Here is a 17,732-nt window from a genome sequence, read left to right as displayed (position 1 = left end):
TGGCTAAGAGGATAAATTTTGTTCAAAACATGCTTTTATGCTATTATCTGCGGCTGTTTTTTGAAAAAGTGTCGAAAAAGTAAGTTAAATTTATGAAAAAACTGCTATTCCTATTTTGTCTTCTTCTCTCGCTCGCAGGCTGCCAAAAAGCGCCTGTCCAGCCTTTTAATACGGAGACTGTGAAGCCTAATTTAGAAGATGCTATTCACAATAGCCAAGAGATGGGCCCATCTCAAGAGGAAAACAGTACTCAAACTGACACCACAACTGACACAAACAAAACCATTGCGGCTTTAGGTGATGAGAATAGCGCTTCACTTAGGGTCGGTACCTTATTTGGTCCCAGTATTTATTTTACAACCGATCAAGGCAGCTCTGGCTTTGATTATGAGATGGCACAATCGTTTTCCTCCTTCTTAAAACAAACCTTAATCATTAAACCTTACGCTAATATTGATGAGCTATACCAAGCGATGGCACAAGGGGATATTGATATTATTGCTGCTGGATTAACGGACACAGCTAAGCGCCGTGAACATTACCGCATTGGCCCGACACTCTATCGAGTTGATCAGCTCTTGGTTTACAGACAAGGAACAAATAAACCCAAAAATGTAACCCAGCTTACCGATGAGATCACCGTCACAGCCCATTCCTCTTTTGCTGATATTTTATCCTCATTGAGTCAAGATAATCCCCAATTGAGCTGGCAGCAAGTGGGTGACAAAGATAATGCCGAATTACTTGGTATGATAGATAGCGGCGACATTCCTTATACGCTGGCGAACTCTACAACCTTTAATATTAACCGCCGTTACATGCCTGAATTGCGTGCAGGTCCTATCTTAAAAAAACAACAAGCCGTTGTTTGGTTATTACCCAAACATAACAGTGACAGGTTGATGAGTGAATTATTGCGTTTTTGGGATCAGGAACAAAAAGCTGGCGTACTCGCCCACTTAAATGAAAAATATTTTGCTCACGTGCAACGCTTTGACTATGTCGATACGCGTGCATTTATCCAAGCAATCGATACTCGACTTCCAGAATACCAGGATACTTTTCAAAAAAATGCAGGTGATTTGGATTGGCGCAAGCTCGCTGCTACAGCCTATCAAGAGTCACATTGGAAACCTAATGCCCGCTCTCCCACAGGTGTTCGTGGCTTAATGATGTTGACCTTAGCCACGGCAAAACAATTAGGTATTAAAAATAGATTAGATCCCACACAAAGCATTGAAGGAGGGTCAAGGTATTTAAAAGAAATTCTGGACAGGCTGCCTAACTCCATTCCTGACAGCCAGCGAATGTGGTTTGCTTTAGCTTCTTATAATATCGGCATCGGCCACCTTGAAGATGCTCGCAAACTCGCTCAAAAAATGGGACTCGATCCCAGTGCTTGGCGTGATGTTAAACAAGCTTTACCTTTATTACAGCAACGAAAATATTATAAAAACACTCGATATGGTTATGCCAGTGGTAAACAAGCTGTGCATTATGTTGACAGTATTCGGCGTTACTATGACACCTTAGTATGGGTCGATAATCAAAATATACAACTTAACGATGAGACTAAACCAACACAAACTGCTGATATTAAAGATACTGACAACAGTCTACTCGCAGAGCAAAACTTGTAACCTTCATTACCCACTCTATCGATTCCCCTTTATCGATAGAGTGCCATTGTGTCAAACTCATGTTATAGCAATATAGCTAAATCAAACGAATACTCGACCTTAACACCAGCCATGCTATATTAACCTAGTACCGTTAGACGATAATAACAATACGGGGTCAATCATGAAAAAAACAAAGTTTAATCATTTTGCTGCAAGGCGGCGTAGCCTACGAAAAAGCCGTTTAAAAAAAACGCTAAATAGACAAAAGCAATTTTTTTCCATGTCAAAAAGTGAACAGGCTTCTCCTTTTTTACCCTTAAAAAGTGCCTAATCGATTACCTTGTTTAACTGAGCCCTAGACTTAGTTTGTTAAGGCTTATCTAACCGTTCTTTTGCAGCTGCCTTAATTGCTTTTTTTCTTTTCTTCTGCGCCTGAAAAATTGGCTTAATTGTTCACTGCATTCAGTGGCTAATATTCCAGAAGACACATCGAGTTGATGATTAAAGTTAGGGTGGCGAACAAGATCAAGCACACTTCCTGCGGCGCCAGTTTTAGCATCACTGGCACCAAAAACTAACCGTGACACTCTAGAATGCACCATAGCGCCTGCACACATAGCACAAGGCTCTAACGTTACATATAAAGTTGTTCCTAATAGTCGATAATTTTCCAAGCGCTTTCCTGCTTGGCGTAAACACTCCATCTCAGCGTGAGCACTAGGATCATGTAAACTGATATTTAGATTAAATCCAGAACTTATCACCTGCCCATCTTTAACAAGAACTGCCCCAACAGGCACTTCTCCTTGCTGTTCCGCTTTTTTAGCCATCTCAATGGCCATTTGCATGAAATATTGATCTTCAGTTAGCTGTGACAAATTGGCTCCACATATGGCTCTTAAAAAAAATTAATGCACTTTATCAGATGAACTATCCGCACCATACTGATAATCAAACTTTGGCATTCCCCAATGATACCTTATTGCCAGTAACCTGAAACCAAAACCTAACGTTAAAGAAACTAATAAATTAGCCCATTCAACCACACCTAATAACTTCATAACAATATATAGTGAGGCGGTGAGTATGGCGACTAACGCATACAGCTCCTTTTTAAAAACCAATGGCATTTGATGACATAAAATATCACGGATCACACCACCAAAAACGCCAGTCACTAATCCCATAACAACCGCAACAATTGGACTGAAGCCTAACTGAAGTGTTTTTTGTGCGCCAATAATAGAAAAAACAGCCAGACCGAGTGCATCAATGATTAAAAAAACTTTTGATAAGTAACGCATAATAGGTGCAATCATTACGGTAAACAATGACGCCAATGCAATAGCAACGAGATAATGCACATTTTCAACCCAAATTAAGGGGTAATTTCCCAGTAGCATATCTCGAAGTGTGCCGCCACCAATGGCGGTAACACAACCAATAATCACCACGCCAAAAAGATCCATTTGTTTCTTTCCTGCGGCTAACGCCCCTGTCATCGCCTCAGCTAAGATCCCGATAAGCCACAATATGCCCATCAATTTCACTTCAAACATGTTCATCACATCGATTAATTCATATCAAGGCGCAATTCTGCCTTATTTAACAAAAAAACAAAACCAAAATAAGAATAAAATACATGAATTAAACTAATGCTAAAAAGGGTAAAAACCAAATACAATTGATAATTTCCAAGACTAAAACATTTAAACACCACACCAAAAATAATTAAAATAGCAATATAAATAAGCTTACTAACTAAAAAAATGACGTTAACTCCGCCTTTTAAATTGCACGTTCAAAATACATTAGATAAACTAATCATTAAAAACACCCCACTAACAAACATAAGCGCAGCTGGCTCCCATCGCCTTGGTATAGCCTGTATCCCATTAATATCTTGACAAAGTGACGCATAATTTAAGGCTTAATCAAAAGAAAAGTGGATTAAATGCTATGTTTGTAACCTTCTTTTGACAACGTTTTCATTAACCCTATTCAAGAAATTCTCTATGACTTTCTCTTCTTTATTGCAGACAGTAGCCCGCTTACATCCATAAGCACGAAAAAGGTTAACAAAATAGCTCTTTCACCTAATGCCAAAGATGCAAATCAATTGCCTCTATTGGGGCAGGAAAAACCATAGACCAAGCCGTGTTAATCACCTCAAAAGATATTGTACAAGTTAGCATCAAAATCAAAACTGATAGGCTGATAGGCTGATAGGCTGATAGGCTGATAGGCTGTTAACCTGATATGACATAATCCCACCTTCCACTGACTTATTCACAGTACAATAAAAAGTAGAAGAACAATCTATACTGCGTACCAAAGTCGACTACATCCTTGTTATTAATGAAAAATGATGCAATATTACTTCAAAATAAAACCTAATATCGCTTGATAAAAAACGGACTCGAAGTTAAAAGGAAACTTATGACGCACCTTGATATTCAACAATACAGCAAACTACCTATAACCGAAAAATCCCTACAACAAGCACATATTCAAGACACTTTTGGTCATATCCCGTTTGTAAAGCAAAGGCAATGGGCCCAGCCTGATATGAGTTATTCTCTTAAAGAAGGCAATGAATTATTAGCGTTTTTTCATATTGTCTTAAGAAATATTGAAGTGGATGGAACCTGTATTCCTGTCGCGGGGTTAAGTAACCTTATCACCCCTGAACAACACAGAGGAAAAGGCCACGCCAATGCCCTTTTAACACAAGGATTTTCAGCTATTTTTAGCCAACTTAACGCCCAGCATAGCTTACTCTTATGTAAAGATGAGCTTATTCCTTTCTACCAACAGCTGAACTGGTACATCATTAATACCCAAGTTGTTTTCATGCAAAAACAAGGAACCGAGTATTACCACTCTAATACTTTAATGCTCAGTGCAGGTGCACCTCTCAATCCAACAAACATAGATTTAAAAGGATTACCTTGGTAACGTCTTCCTGATAAGAATATTTTTAACATAATGTCATACTGGATACTTGCAAATCACTGCTGACACTGCCTTAATTAATTCAATCGACTTAATAAAAATTGCATTATCAATAAACTAATCTGCAAAGTTGATTTATATCACCACTTGGGAAAGGCAGAATATACGATGCTAAAAATTGACAACTATCATAGTTTATCCATAGAAGAAAAACAGAAACAAAAAGAATATATTAATGAAATTTTTGGTGATATTTCATTCATTAAAAATCACCAATGGTCTCGGCCTGACTTTGTTTTTGCGTTCAAACAAGAAGATGATCTCTTTTCATTTTTTAATCTTGTTATTCGAGAAGCTATTTTTGATGATAAAATAACTAGAATTGCAGGTGTTACCAATGCTGTTACCCCAAAGCACTATCGAGGAAAAGGGTACGCATCTCAATTATTAATCCAAGCACGGCCTGTTATTTTTACACAGCTCAAAGTCGAACATGCGCTTTTACTTTGTAATGATGATTTAACAAATTTCTATGAGCAATTGGGTTGGTATAAAGTGGACTGCACTGTCCAATTTAAGCAAGGTGATAGTATCGAGCATTATCAATCAAACACACTCTTATTAAGCCCAAACGATCCTATTAGTCCTAAACACATTAATTTAAATGGTTTACCTTGGTAACATACTGTTTGACTTAAAAAGTAAAAATGCAATAAGCCATTAAACATATTGCATTTTATCAATGTATTTTGAATACTACCTATTCAAAATACATAGGATCAGTGAAATAATTTACTACTTTATTCGATAACCAGCCTCCGTCATCACCGACACTAACAATCGGCACTGCTGCCACGCCTGTCGTATTTCCCCCACCAAAAAGAATAGAGAAGACATTCGCATCTGTAACAGCTGCTTCTAAATACCCTTCATCCCAAGTATAATCACTGCCACTTCCATCGGGAGTGACTTGTAAATAAGAAATAATGTCTTGAAAATAACGGCTATAGGCAGTCAAATCTATCTCTGATATATATGAATTCACACTATCAAAGTCAACAGCACTAGTTCCACCATGATCGCGACTAAACATGAAATGAGGAAAAGTGCCACCGTATGCCCCCCTGTCATCCCCGTCGCCATCTTCTTGAATATGACCACCGGGCATTTGCCATAACATCACAGGAATATCATTCATCTGATTGCTCATATCCCCGACATAAGTGAAAAAACTCGTCCAATCTTGAGCGTTAAATAAGTAACCTATGCTATAAGCATTCTCATTGAAATCATCAAATTCATAGCGATCCATAACAAGAAAATCTGGCTGATAATCACCATCAAACACATCTAACTCGTTTAAAAAATCGACAACACTGGTTGCCGCTTCTGATGGTGTATACACTCCAGTTTGTGCACCCGATGAATTTCGTACCCACTCAGTACCACCTGACGCCCATAAGTTTTCTTGCCAACCAAAAGAGACATTCGGCGCAAAGGTTTTCATCACCCAATTTGTCATGAGTATCCAACCTTTAAGATCATTGCTAATAGTAGGCAGCGTATAATAAGTTGCAGGCGTCGTATCTATCACTGTCCCGTTCGCATCAATTAAACTTGCCCAATCTTCTTTAGCATTCCAATAGCCCCAAGAGCAGACAGAATAGAGATCATCATATAAATCATTCACATTACCTGTAAATGAACCTTCACAAGTACTTCTATGATCGCTATCAGCCAAATGAGTATAATTGTATGTGATTTCCTGCTCTGTATAATTAATCGCTGAAATTAATATAGCGCTCAAATCCATTGAACCTAATGTACTGTCTAAACCTCCCTTTAAATTATTTTGTTGTATATACCCGAGTAAATCTGGATTCAATACTACACTGCCCACAGAATCCCCATTACTGTCTTGATTCGCTTCAAGCATCTTAGCCATCATCATGAGCTTAATTAGCTTGTTTCTTATTCCTGTTTCAGAAAAGTCGACAGAATAATCCTCATAACTCATGTTAGCCATATACACCACCATCACAGGCAGAACAGCATGATCATTCGGAATCGCACCAAACGCAGCATAATGGGTGGTTAAATTATTCGCTTCAACAATGGTTTTTTTAGTGTAATAAGGATACTCAAGATCAATATCGCCTTCTAATCCTGTACCTGCGTATTTAAAAATCGCATTCACAGGGCGGCTTTGAAAAGAATCTTCAGATGAAACGGTATAATCAGTCGTATCTGAAACATCTTCAGATAACGTATCATCTGTAATGGACCCCATTGCCAAGTAACTCGGCCAACCTTTCACCCTTACAGTGGGATCTGAATCTCCTGAGTCATCTGAACGACTGGTTACCCCATTCACAGTAAAAGAAAGACTGCTTACAGAGAAGGTTGAATCACTATCATTACTGGTAAAGTGAATACTGCCTGCTTGTGAAGTGTCGTCATCAATAGAAGATGCGACCACTGCAATGGTACAGCTCTTCGAACTGCTTGTTATCATACAAGTATTTGAATCACTGAAAGTTAGTAATCTCGCCAATTCAGATGCTGTGACTATTATCTCAGAAGAGGGAGAGGCATCAGCACGAATAGTGATAAGTCCACTATCACCTGAAGTGAATGAGCTCACACTTAAGCTTGGCGTTAACATCATTGTTTGTGTATCAGCGCTACTTCCTCCATTATCATCCGTCGATGATGAATCACTCTCACTTGTGGAACTTGAATCATTGCCTCCGCCACCACATGCTGCAAGCTGTGATGATAATGCGAACAATACCAAATATAAAACTGTTCTTATTGAAGGGTTAATCATTCATTACCTCTGCACTTCTGCACTTCTTGCTCTTTTAAAATATTCAAACGATTTAATTAATTTTTATAAAAATATGATTTAAATTTAAATGACTTTAAATAATGAATAGTATGACAAGACTCATGTTTGACATCATAGAATATACTCATTATCAACTTCACCAATAAAGTATATGAAATCCTAATAAACCTCAAAGATAAACCAGCCTTAACGTTATTATTTACATTTTTTTACTATTAAGATAAAAATAAAATTTTTATTCAACACATTATATTGCAAACACTTATAGTCAACTTAATTAAATAAGACGACTCTCTTTTCCATGCAACCTATATTCAGCAAACATAAAGTATTGTAACTAGATAATATGTACATAGATAACAGAAGTTAATATAAAAACAAGCTTAGTCAAAATCCTTAATCAATTAACACCTACACTCGACAATCATAGATTTAATGAATTATATAATATATCATCAAGTAGAGTCATTTTTCGATGAATACTATGGATACCATGAAAGCTAAGTCCGTATCATTAAATAATATTGGTACATTATTGCTTAAAAAGAACATAAATAAAAACATTATTAATAAAACAAACAGTTATACTATCACTTTAGTAAAATCTAAATAGTAAGTACACTGTAAATTTAATGCTTCTTATACTGTTGCTATTTTATTTTTGCTGTCTAATATTAATATCAACAGTATGGTAATATTAGATTTATCTTCTGGAGAAATATGAACCAATTAACTGCAGTTGCATTTGCCCTCATCGCAGCAACTGGAAATGCTTTTTTTGTTATCGGACAAAAAAAAGCCCTAGAACTCGCAAATCCTTTTACATTTATCAGTATCAGTGCCATTTTTTGTTTACTGCTCACTTTACTCGCAGCCCCTCTATTTGGTTCCCCCAAGTACTCAGAAGTCATCAGAGTAAATGGTATATGGGCGATTATTAGTGGATTCGGATTATTCTTGACTTACTTGGGATTTAACTTACTGTACTCTTCATTTGGCGCTTCTAGCTATATCATTTATGCGGTTCTTTCTATCCTAATAACGGTGTTAGTTGTGAGCGGTATCGTCTTTAAAGAAACGTTAAATCTGTATCATTGGATCGCGGTATTTTCAGCTATCGTTACCATTGTTTTTTTCAACCTAGGAAATAGCCAATAAAGCAAACACACCTAACAGACACCTAAGTTAAACAAGGCAATATAGAGGTTTGTAATAACAAACCAACGAGCCCAATATCGGCCTCTCTTGAAATGATTTATCTCCCCTAATGAAAATAAGGTAGCATGATGGAAAGCAAAATCGACTCTCCATCGATGATGAACATGAAGTATGAATACCCAAGTGAAATGAATAAATGATACCTTCCACTTGGATATTGATAGTCGATCCTATTTCATCAAAAAGCGAATATTTTCTTCAATTTCTTCCATTTACTTTAAACCTGCTCCTGCTTTACCGAAACAGGGACATCCATTGAATTAACTGATGGTTTTTTCTTCCAGAGACTAGAACGATAAGGTGCCAACTCTTGAAAAACAAAATCATGTTTTTTATACCCTTTTACTTCCGAAAATAGTCCCATTTTAATTTTTTTATCGTATTTATCACCATTAATAAAAGTGCCATGCAAAATGTCAAAAATAATCACCATTAGACCAAAGTTAGCATTCGCTTGTTTTGGGTTTTTTGAGTGATGAAATCGATGATTTGTTGCCGCACTAAAAATATAATTTAAACATCCCATTTTAAAATCGGCATTAATATGCTGATAGGGAGCTAACAATATAAAAATACTAAAACGAAATATCAAAAACTCTTTACTTATCCCAAGTAAATACATCGGAGTATAAACCAGTGCAAAAGCAACAAGGTAGCTCAATAAATTATTGCGGAAATTATTCAACCAATACATAGATGTCGGACTGTGATGCGTCGCGTGCCCACGCCATAATAGAGGTTGAGTATGAACTAACCGGTGAGCCCAATAGCTAAGATACTCCATTAAAAAAAAGCCAATCACTATTTCCCAATATATTGGTAAATTCGATAAGGAAAATGTATTCTGATAATCTAATGCCTCTATCACCCAAAAACACAAAGTAACATGAAATACTGCAATAACAGGAATAAGCAGAAAGTTATTGGTGATATAAAATAGAAAATCTGTTTTTAATTCATTTTTTTCAAATGGTTGTTCTTTATCAAAAGGTATAAGTGATTCAAAAGATAGACAAAAAACAGCAGCTATTACTCTTAATATCAAAAAATAAAAAAAAATACTGATACTGGGCTCTAACGTAAAAATCTCCCAAGAAATAAAAGTAAACAATATCAATGATACAGGAAAGCCTAGAGTAGAAACTAGCGTATATGGTAAAAATCCTTTCTTTAACATTATTGTTTCCTTTAATTATTATCGTTTAGTCATCACTAAGTTTTTAATGCACTTACATAAACCAAATGTAAATGTAATAAAATTTAATTCAATAAACACTAACATCGCCATCCCCTGACTATAGTGTGGATTTATTTTATTAAAAAATGCAGCAAATGGATTCGATGCCAGCTTTTCAGAATGCGACAATCTTCTCACATACCTAGGAATAGCTTGAGAGCGAGCAAGATACTTATTACGGTCAATCATACAAATATTTCTGGCGTCGACCGTTCTATCAAAAATCGTTTTGACATATTGTGGTGTTTGCTTATCTGCCACGGGATAAAGTTTATAAGCATTCTCGGCAAGCAATGTATAAACAGCAGGATTAGAAACCAGTGTGACATAACTAATCGGCGTCATCACATTGTGGGATTTAAATTTTAAGAACTGTGACAAACCAAATAATACCGCTAGTTTTCCTCCTTTATATCCCGGGCGAAAAAAAACACCTGCGCAAAAAATAGCATGCTTTTTATCCTTATCATCTGTTATAAATAAAATAGAAACATTGATAAAACCAATCAGTTCTTTCATTTTATTATAAAATAAACAAACTTGGACATTATCAGTATTAAAAAATGCTTCTGAAAACTCATCCTTATTAAGAGTTAAAGATGATTCTTTATATATATCATAAACATTATCTATCATATCTTTTTGTGATTGAGTTGAAAGTGACTGATATGATAAGGTACTCACTTTTGAAATTTTATTAGGTTTATTGCCAAAACGAAGAAAAGGAACACTTATTTTCAACAGCATTGTGTAAATCCTTATACATAAAATAATAGATTATTATTGTAAGAGTTATCGAATATTCTCATTCGAATTATTTTATATCACTACAATCAAAACAATGTCAACACTACTTATTGGTAATAAACAAGGCGGGAGAATAAAAGTTTTTGCATATATAAAAGCGACAATCTAACAATAAACTTAATACCAATAAATCATTTTTATAATGTTCATAAAAAACAGCTTTCACTAATAGAGAAAACCCTAAAATATATTTATATCAGTCAAAAGCTAAAGTCTATACAGCAACAACCATTATATCATTAATAAGACATAAACAAGATAAAATAGGTACTGTCCTTTTATCACTCATTTAACCAAAAGATAGACTAACACTATAAACCTTACGACTAGCATGACAAGCATCACCAAAGCGCTTAACGCCTTCATCACGCATCACTTTTGCATGATGCTCAAAATAAAAATTTAGGTCTTCCTGTGAGCTTACATGATATATAACGGTAAAATGGTCCACTCCTTGATCATCAAGGTCAATTTCTTTACAAAGCTCAGATTTTAAGAACCCCTGAAACGTCATCATTTTCTCCATATGGGGCTTTAACCAAGCTAAATACCTGATAGATACTTGTTTTTTTATTTTAAGATCGACTTGATAAATAATCATAATAACGCCTCTTTATTAAAATAATATTGATCCTATCAACACATAATGATAGCAGCTCTATTATAAGTATAATGAGAAAAATTATTTAATTATTCCTGATAATGGATTGTATTATCTTACTTACCAAAAGGAGATGATGTTTCATTTATCATATAAGATACTGAGAAAGTAAAAATCATTAAACTGATAATAAAATACAAGTTAAGTAGATAAAACTATCACCGACTATTTATTTTAATCTAGACATCACAATAAAACAAAACATAAAAAATTAACATTAAAGAAATATATAATATTGCTCACCATACCTTATTAAATAAAATCAACACCACTCCTGCCAACAAATAAAATAAAATAAAATAAAATAAAATAAAATAAGATAAGATAAGATAAGATAAGATAAGATAAGATAAGATAAGATAAGATAAGATAAGATAAGATAAGATAAGATATTTTATTCCATCATCATTTAGATGCATACAACTTCACCAATATTTTTTGGAAACAGTCATCCACGCAATATATATACTCCATTTATTACAAGGTGCCCCTTGTAAAGTATCTAGTTTTTTAGCAGACTCGTTTCCTCAAAATGTCATAATTTCTCGCTGGGTTTACGCATATTTATGACCTGATCAATTGATAACGTTATGATTATACTTGCCCATTATTATCATTTTTTAAATCAGCAATAGAGATCTGAACGTAATATTTACTTCTGCGCTCTGATTTAGCCAATAATATCCATATAAAGGATAGCGTTAAATACACACTATGATGCGTAACAAAACCATCAACTGAGTAATATTAATCCAACATTATTGGTGCTAAACACAAGCACCAATAACCTTTTAAAATGCGACTCAATATATCAAATTCTGTATAAATCATTTCAACTATCAACGTTATAATGAGCAAGTAAAGACTAAAACATTCTCCTATAAATCATTTATGAAAATAGAATCCATACATTAAAAAATAGCATTACATGATTATATGACCATGCTCAACATTTAACTATTGATATTAAGTTTATAATATTAATTTCATATTACCCAACACACACATTCCATTATCAAATAATAAATAAAGCCAACTTATTATGTTATAATGAAATCTAAACGGCTAAGGGCAATAAAGGTGATTCACAATGCAATTTTAATGCACGGCTTATATCAGTAAAGTTCTTTTTTAATGCTAGCTTTAATATAGGTGAGAGCATTTTACCTAAGAAGTTTAAATCAGGCTCTGCTACGAGTGTTAATTGTGTATGAGAAGTTCCTAAAGTTGTTAACTGGAAAGTGGCTATATTCTTTTTAATTGGAAAAATAGAAGGAGCATTAAGAATACTGACTTCAATAACGAGTAAATGCTTACTTTTATCATAAACTTCAATTAATTCAGAAGCTTTTAATCCATTCGGTTTCTCACTAAATTCGCAAATACGCCCTGCACAAGATGCATTAGCCAATGCCGGAGTATTTGGCAGCTCATAAGATTTTAATACAGGTTTAAACCATTGATCAATCTTAGTAAAATCTTCAGCCATGACTTGCCAAACAGAATCTATTGATTGCTTTATTTCCGTGTTGATTTGTATTTTCATTGTGAATACCCTTTAAAGTCATTAAATTAAAACAATACTCAATAATATTGCCTAGTTAAGTTCATTATATATGGATAACTTATAGACCGATACACACTTAATTGGTACATATTGGCCTATAATCAGTCCGTGTACCGTTAACTTTTCCCCTACAAGTACAAGTGAACATATAAAAATGGCTATGCTAGGATCTGTTGTTTATAGTTTATAGTTTATGGTTTATGGTTTATGGTTTATGGCACAGTTTGTAGCTTCTTCATACGAGATAAAACGAGTGATGTGTAATTATTCTCCACTTAGGTTCCATATCCCCCTCTATCTTCTCACCTAATGTTTAAAGCTAGACCAAACACTATCCTTCTCAACATACTTTACTCTGTATTGTAGATTGCCGTTATTAAAGGTGGAGCTTCTAAAAAAACTCTCTTAATAGCTTAGAAGTTTCTATCTAGGACTATCCAATATTAACATCTAAGTTCAATATTTGAGTCAACACATACTCAATCTTAAGTTTAATAATTTGTTATCCAGCTATATTATTAAGCTATGCCAGCTCAACACTCATTTTCATTAATTTTATAACAGCATTCTATAGAAATTGCCGTCAACAACATTAATAAGGGTTAGTGGACTCTTATTGAATCCGATTATTTAAGATATTTATCCTTATTATTATTGATTAATACATGCTCAAAACAAGGCCCCGTCTCATCTTTGTAATATTGAATATATTGCTCCCAATCATTGAGTTTATCCCTATCACGTAAGTAGCCACGATGCTTAATTCTATTTCGACGTATTTCTGAAAGACAACTGACATAATGAACCACCACTTTAGCATGTAATCTTTTTGCTAGTGTCGCAGGCCAATAAGGGTCTTGCAGCTCTAGCGTAAAAGGGCCCACAATAACAACAGAGTTTAATACTAAATTATCTATTGCGATGTCATACATTTGCTCATAAATCACCTCTCTAAAATTATCTTTAAAAAAATCACTGTCTCTGTCATTAGGATCTCTTCCTGATAACTCAAGTGCCAAGCGAACTAAGCGTTCAGTAACTACGTCAATATCAATTAATGTTGCCCCCATCTGATTAGCTAATTGAAATCCATGAGTGGACTTTCCAGCCCCTGGTGCACCACAGACAATAAATGCTTCCATCACAATAATGCTCCATTTTTAATCATTTATGGTGATAAGAGTGTAGCTAACAATTTATTTCGTCGTAAGCTGTATTCAACTAAATTTAAATAATGATTCAATCCCATTTGAGAACAACCACTATACCGAACAAAGGATATTTAAATATTGATGTTGCGTTTATAGGGCGTACTTGAATATGAAACCTGTCCCGATGTTAATACGCTCATAGCCCGAAAGACCAAATAAACTAAAAAACAAAAGAGTAAAATAATACTCAGTTATTCGTTAATATGTAACCAGACACAACTTTAAAGGTTTAGCTTTATGCTTCCCTCTAACTCAACAATCATCCCACAAGATAAACTTAATAGCCAACGCTGGGCCAAACGACACTTTGATATTCTATCCCGTCACCAACAAAACCATGTCTCTCCTGATGTGATCTTAATGGGCGACTCAATAATGCAACAATGGGAGCAAGCGGGAGGAAAAGTACTACAACATTGGACAGAAAAACTCACCATCCATAATCTTGGTTTTTCAGGAGATAAAATTCAACATGCACTTTGGCGAGTCCAAAATGGTCAGCTGGATAATATTAACCCTGCACTATTGCTACTCAATATTGGTACTAATAATATTTTTGATCATACCGCAGAGGAAATCGCACTTGGTGTAAAACAGTTAGTTCATCAAATTCAATATAAACAACCTAAGGTAAAAATACTGCTGCATAGATTATTTCCTCGAGGAGAAAAAGGATCGGATGAACGCCAAAAAGTCACCCAAGCCAGTTCATTATATTCAAACTTAAACACAAATAAGCTCATTAATTACATTGATATCAATGATATTTTTTTGAGTTACCAAGGAAATATTCCAAGGGATATCATGCATGACAAACTGCATTTAACTCCTAAAGCCTACGCACTCTGGCTGCAACATTTACAGCCATATTTTGAACAATGTCTTAAAAAACAGCTTCTATGTTAGGTGCTACCAATCTAAGATAACCGTATCATCCAACCCCTTAGAAAATGAGACGGTTTAAAAATTAGCACCTTTATAGTTCGCTTAATTTAAGCTGGAAAATGAAATTCAATGACATTGCCATCGGGATCACGTACAAAAATAAACTGTGCACCACTAGGAATCGTAATAGGTCCACCTGTTATTGCGATATTAAGCTCAGCTAATTGTTGTTGAACAGCTTCAAGGCTGGTAATTTCCAGCGCAATATGTGTATACCCAGTATACTTTTGAGGTAAATCCATCAAGATATTGGTTGATTCATCATTTGAAGCATTTAAAATAAAATTAATATTAATCCCAGACGGATGCTCCATCACCGCAACGGGCTCAGGCCCAACAGGCCCTTCAATAAAAACAAAACCTAATTTCTCGTAAAATACCCGTGAAACATCAAGTGATTTTACTCGTAATCCCACATGATTTATTCTTATTATTTCTTTCATAAAAATCCCTTAACTCCATGTAATTAACTATTTATTATTCTAAAAAATACCTTATTTATTGCTTACAATGATTTCAATTCGTCAACAGCGTTATTTCGCAAGTAACCCTCTTTCCAATAATATAAACACTTTTTTAAATGTTCAAACAATCGTTTTTTAGCAACATCATTATTCATCATTTGATAATGTTGACAAGGTATATGAACTACAGATAAATCAGAGCATAGCTGTCTAAAACCTAAACCGTCAGATTGAACAGCTTTTAGTACATGAATTGACTCATCAGCTGGCTCTGTACACTGATACACCGTCACCTTTTTTTCATATAAAGGCATTTGTAAATTGCGATACCAATTATCCTCTTTCTGAATCAATGGTTCATCAGAAATCAAAGAGAGGACTATTGGATCCATTAAAAATGTTTGATTGACAATGATACCTTTCGTCTGTAGTTTAACGGCAACGAGATAACCAAGAACAGCACCAAAACTCCATCCTAAAATAGAACAATGACCTTGTGGACATAAGTTTTCACTGACAATTTTTTCGACCAACTCAGTAGCCCAAGTATCAAAGTTAGCAAACCGCCTCTCTCGATCGGTATCAAACAGAACTAAGTGTATATCAGATGATATCTCAGGTAATAAGGTATTCAACCACATTTCGTATCCTAGACCATGAATAGGAAAAACAATTAGAGTTTCTTTGGTATCTGAGGCTCGGTAATATTCAATCCAAGATTTTTGATTTTGTATCATCACGTCTGATGGAGTATGTAACCCACCTTGTTTCTCTTGAGAACAAGCAGCTTCGGTTACCGCTTGCACTGCTTGCTGAAATGACTCAAGAAAAGCACCCACCTTTTTATTACTTAATTGTGAGCAAATATAAAAAACCAATTGTCCGTTTTTCACGGTACCACTAAGGTTTAAAAGGTAATTTTCATGGTTCATTGGTGACATGTTATCATTATATTCTTTATGGCATAACGGCCAACAATATCCATTATTATCACTTGATTGGTTAATAAAGTTGAAATTTATAGGTGAAGAAATTCTTTGTAATTCTCCACTCTGAATCAGCGCACCATAACCAATACCTTCGTCTGGTATAGCTCTGAGCATTTCCTTAGTATGAATGATCGTATCTTCAACCGTATCTTTATTTTGTAAAATAATAGGATATTCAGTGGTAAAGCAACCTAGTGTTCGTGAAGTATCAAGAGACCGACTAATAGCTTCTCTCCCTCGGCCTTCTAGGGTAATCAATGAACACTTTCTGTTAAAGGTAGTATTCAAAGCAATAGACAACGCACTTAATAAAAGATCTTTAATTTGAGTATGGTAGCCTCTAGGAGCATCTTTTAATAATCGCCCAGTTAAGCACTTGCTCCAATGAATTTTATGCTGTGACTCAGAATATAGCTTTGACCAATCGATATGGAACTCTGTTATCTGCCGCCAATAGGCTACCTGTACCTCATTCTCCGAAGCATAATCTGCTACCTCACTCACCCATTGTCGATAACTGTTCGTTTTTGGAGCCAATGTTTGGCCCATGAGTAATAATTGGATATCATTAGATAGAATGTTCCAAGAGTCAGAATCGAAGATGAGAGGATGCATAATAAACACCAACCGAGCAACTTCCTCCTCCTTGATATGTACAACCCTCCACAAAGGACCTGTTTCTATATTAAGAGAAGCTTGAAGCACGCTAAGTCGCTCTCTAAGCTCTTCACCACATATCACCTTCATATCGATAGAAACTAGCGGAGATTGAGGTTGACTTTTTAAATATTCTTGAGTCCAAATATTTTCTATAAGCTGATAACGCACTCGCAATATGTCATGATATTCAACTAGAGAAACTAACATCTCTTTAATTTGGGTTGCAGTAAATTCTGCTGAAATATTTTGAACAAAAAACATACTCCCATTGTTATTTATTGATGAGAACTGTTGAATAGGTGATAATCCAAATCCTCCTTGTAATATTCCCTGTTCTGCATTTTTTATCTCAGATTTAATATTACTCAACCTTTTCATCAGCTGCGCCACTGTCGGTGCCTCAAAGAGATCTTTAATCTGCAGACAAAAGCCTTCCTGAGACATTCTAGTTACCAGCTGAATACTGAAAATAGAATCACCTCCAATCTGAAAAAAGTGATCTTCAATCCCCACTTGTTCAAGGCCCAAAACCGTCTGCCAAATAG

General features: G+C 35.0%; 16 protein-coding genes. 6 read left to right on the top strand and 10 right to left on the bottom strand.

Annotated elements, in window-relative coordinates; all coding sequences use genetic code 11:
* The first annotated feature begins 179 nt into the window (after positions 1-179).
* Positions 180-1,640, top strand: coding sequence for a membrane-bound lytic murein transglycosylase MltF (mltF, locus tag Q0976_RS16810; protein WP_299495030.1), 1,461 nt, complete (start codon positions 180-182; stop codon positions 1,638-1,640).
* Positions 1,641-1,803: 163 nt separating this feature from the next.
* A complete protein-coding gene (locus tag Q0976_RS16805) occupies positions 1,804-1,953 on the top strand; it encodes a hypothetical protein (protein ID WP_299495029.1) in 150 nt (49 codons plus the stop codon).
* A 49-nt stretch (positions 1,954-2,002) separates the two neighbouring features.
* On the opposite strand, the gene tadA is transcribed toward Q0976_RS16805, so the two are convergent.
* Entirely contained in the window at positions 2,003-2,500 is a 498-nt protein-coding gene (gene tadA / locus Q0976_RS16800) for a tRNA adenosine(34) deaminase TadA (RefSeq protein WP_299495028.1), read from the bottom strand.
* Between the two features lie 30 nt (positions 2,501-2,530).
* On the bottom strand, positions 2,531-3,181 hold the full coding sequence (locus Q0976_RS16795) for a trimeric intracellular cation channel family protein (RefSeq protein ID WP_299495027.1): 651 nt from the start codon (positions 3,179-3,181) through the stop codon (positions 2,531-2,533).
* A gap of 880 nt (positions 3,182-4,061) precedes the next feature.
* On the opposite strand from Q0976_RS16795, the gene Q0976_RS16790 reads away from it, so the two are divergent.
* Positions 4,062-4,580, top strand: coding sequence for a GNAT family N-acetyltransferase (locus Q0976_RS16790; RefSeq protein WP_299495026.1), 519 nt, complete (start codon positions 4,062-4,064; stop codon positions 4,578-4,580).
* Between the two features lie 165 nt (positions 4,581-4,745).
* A complete protein-coding gene (locus Q0976_RS16785; RefSeq protein ID WP_299495025.1) occupies positions 4,746-5,258 on the top strand; it encodes a GNAT family N-acetyltransferase in 513 nt (170 codons plus the stop codon).
* A gap of 79 nt (positions 5,259-5,337) precedes the next feature.
* Here Q0976_RS16785 and Q0976_RS16780 read toward each other — a convergent pair whose 3' ends face one another.
* Entirely contained in the window at positions 5,338-7,407 is a 2,070-nt protein-coding gene (locus Q0976_RS16780) for a hypothetical protein (RefSeq protein WP_299495024.1), read from the bottom strand.
* A gap of 741 nt (positions 7,408-8,148) precedes the next feature.
* On the opposite strand from Q0976_RS16780, the gene Q0976_RS16775 reads away from it, so the two are divergent.
* Positions 8,149-8,586: an EamA family transporter gene (locus Q0976_RS16775; RefSeq protein ID WP_299495023.1), complete on the top strand. Its 438-nt coding sequence runs from the start codon at positions 8,149-8,151 to the stop codon at positions 8,584-8,586.
* Positions 8,587-8,863: 277 nt separating this feature from the next.
* On the opposite strand, the gene Q0976_RS16770 is transcribed toward Q0976_RS16775, so the two are convergent.
* From Q0976_RS16770 to Q0976_RS16750, 5 genes are all read right to left on the bottom strand, one after another.
* On the bottom strand, positions 8,864-9,823 hold the full coding sequence (locus tag Q0976_RS16770) for a sterol desaturase family protein (RefSeq protein WP_299495022.1): 960 nt from the start codon (positions 9,821-9,823) through the stop codon (positions 8,864-8,866).
* Between the two features lie 18 nt (positions 9,824-9,841).
* Positions 9,842-10,630 carry a hypothetical protein gene (locus tag Q0976_RS16765; protein WP_299495021.1) on the bottom strand — a complete coding sequence of 263 codons (789 nt, stop codon included), beginning with the start codon at positions 10,628-10,630 and terminating at the stop codon, positions 9,842-9,844.
* A gap of 349 nt (positions 10,631-10,979) precedes the next feature.
* Positions 10,980-11,291: a DUF4286 family protein gene (locus Q0976_RS16760; protein ID WP_299495020.1), complete on the bottom strand. Its 312-nt coding sequence runs from the start codon at positions 11,289-11,291 to the stop codon at positions 10,980-10,982.
* 1,117 nt (positions 11,292-12,408) lie between these two features.
* Positions 12,409-12,897, bottom strand: a complete 489-nt coding sequence (locus Q0976_RS16755) for a hypothetical protein (RefSeq protein WP_299495019.1) — start codon at positions 12,895-12,897, stop codon at positions 12,409-12,411.
* A gap of 647 nt (positions 12,898-13,544) precedes the next feature.
* Positions 13,545-14,060: an AAA family ATPase gene (locus tag Q0976_RS16750; RefSeq protein ID WP_299495018.1), complete on the bottom strand. Its 516-nt coding sequence runs from the start codon at positions 14,058-14,060 to the stop codon at positions 13,545-13,547.
* A gap of 306 nt (positions 14,061-14,366) precedes the next feature.
* On the opposite strand from Q0976_RS16750, the gene Q0976_RS16745 reads away from it, so the two are divergent.
* Positions 14,367-15,035 carry a GDSL-type esterase/lipase family protein gene (locus tag Q0976_RS16745; RefSeq protein ID WP_299495017.1) on the top strand — a complete coding sequence of 223 codons (669 nt, stop codon included), beginning with the start codon at positions 14,367-14,369 and terminating at the stop codon, positions 15,033-15,035.
* 86 nt (positions 15,036-15,121) lie between these two features.
* On the opposite strand, the gene Q0976_RS16740 is transcribed toward Q0976_RS16745, so the two are convergent.
* Both Q0976_RS16740 and Q0976_RS16735 read right to left on the bottom strand, forming a co-directional pair.
* Entirely contained in the window at positions 15,122-15,517 is a 396-nt protein-coding gene (locus Q0976_RS16740) for a VOC family protein (protein ID WP_299495016.1), read from the bottom strand.
* A gap of 62 nt (positions 15,518-15,579) precedes the next feature.
* Positions 15,580-17,732: condensation domain-containing protein (locus Q0976_RS16735; RefSeq protein WP_299495015.1), on the bottom strand; the 2,153-nt coding region annotated here is incomplete at its 5' end.

This window comes from uncultured Shewanella sp., from assembly GCF_947501665.1.
Classification (GTDB): domain Bacteria; phylum Pseudomonadota; class Gammaproteobacteria; order Enterobacterales; family Shewanellaceae; genus Shewanella.
The sequence above is the reverse complement of the archived record's forward strand: the minus strand, read 5'-3'. Positions and strand labels throughout refer to the sequence as shown.

Bases quoted from the DNA above. Each gene is read 5' to 3' on its own strand.
- Q0976_RS16805 (WP_299495029.1), top strand. From the start codon at position 1,804: ATGAAAAAAACAAAGTTTAATCATTTTGCTGCAAGGCGGCGTAGCCTA.
- Q0976_RS16795 (WP_299495027.1), bottom strand. From the start codon at position 3,181: ATGTTTGAAGTGAAATTGATGGGCATATTGTGGCTTATCGGGATCTTA.
- Q0976_RS16790 (WP_299495026.1), top strand. From the start codon at position 4,062: ATGACGCACCTTGATATTCAACAATACAGCAAACTACCTATAACCGAA.
- Q0976_RS16785 (WP_299495025.1), top strand. From the start codon at position 4,746: ATGCTAAAAATTGACAACTATCATAGTTTATCCATAGAAGAAAAACAG.
- Q0976_RS16780 (WP_299495024.1), bottom strand. From the start codon at position 7,407: ATGATTAACCCTTCAATAAGAACAGTTTTATATTTGGTATTGTTCGCA.
- Q0976_RS16775 (WP_299495023.1), top strand. From the start codon at position 8,149: ATGAACCAATTAACTGCAGTTGCATTTGCCCTCATCGCAGCAACTGGA.
- Q0976_RS16770 (WP_299495022.1), bottom strand. From the start codon at position 9,823: ATGTTAAAGAAAGGATTTTTACCATATACGCTAGTTTCTACTCTAGGC.
- Q0976_RS16765 (WP_299495021.1), bottom strand. From the start codon at position 10,630: ATGCTGTTGAAAATAAGTGTTCCTTTTCTTCGTTTTGGCAATAAACCT.
- Q0976_RS16760 (WP_299495020.1), bottom strand. From the start codon at position 11,291: ATGATTATTTATCAAGTCGATCTTAAAATAAAAAAACAAGTATCTATC.
- Q0976_RS16755 (WP_299495019.1), bottom strand. From the start codon at position 12,897: ATGAAAATACAAATCAACACGGAAATAAAGCAATCAATAGATTCTGTT.
- Q0976_RS16750 (WP_299495018.1), bottom strand. From the start codon at position 14,060: ATGGAAGCATTTATTGTCTGTGGTGCACCAGGGGCTGGAAAGTCCACT.
- Q0976_RS16745 (WP_299495017.1), top strand. From the start codon at position 14,367: ATGCTTCCCTCTAACTCAACAATCATCCCACAAGATAAACTTAATAGC.
- Q0976_RS16740 (WP_299495016.1), bottom strand. From the start codon at position 15,517: ATGAAAGAAATAATAAGAATAAATCATGTGGGATTACGAGTAAAATCA.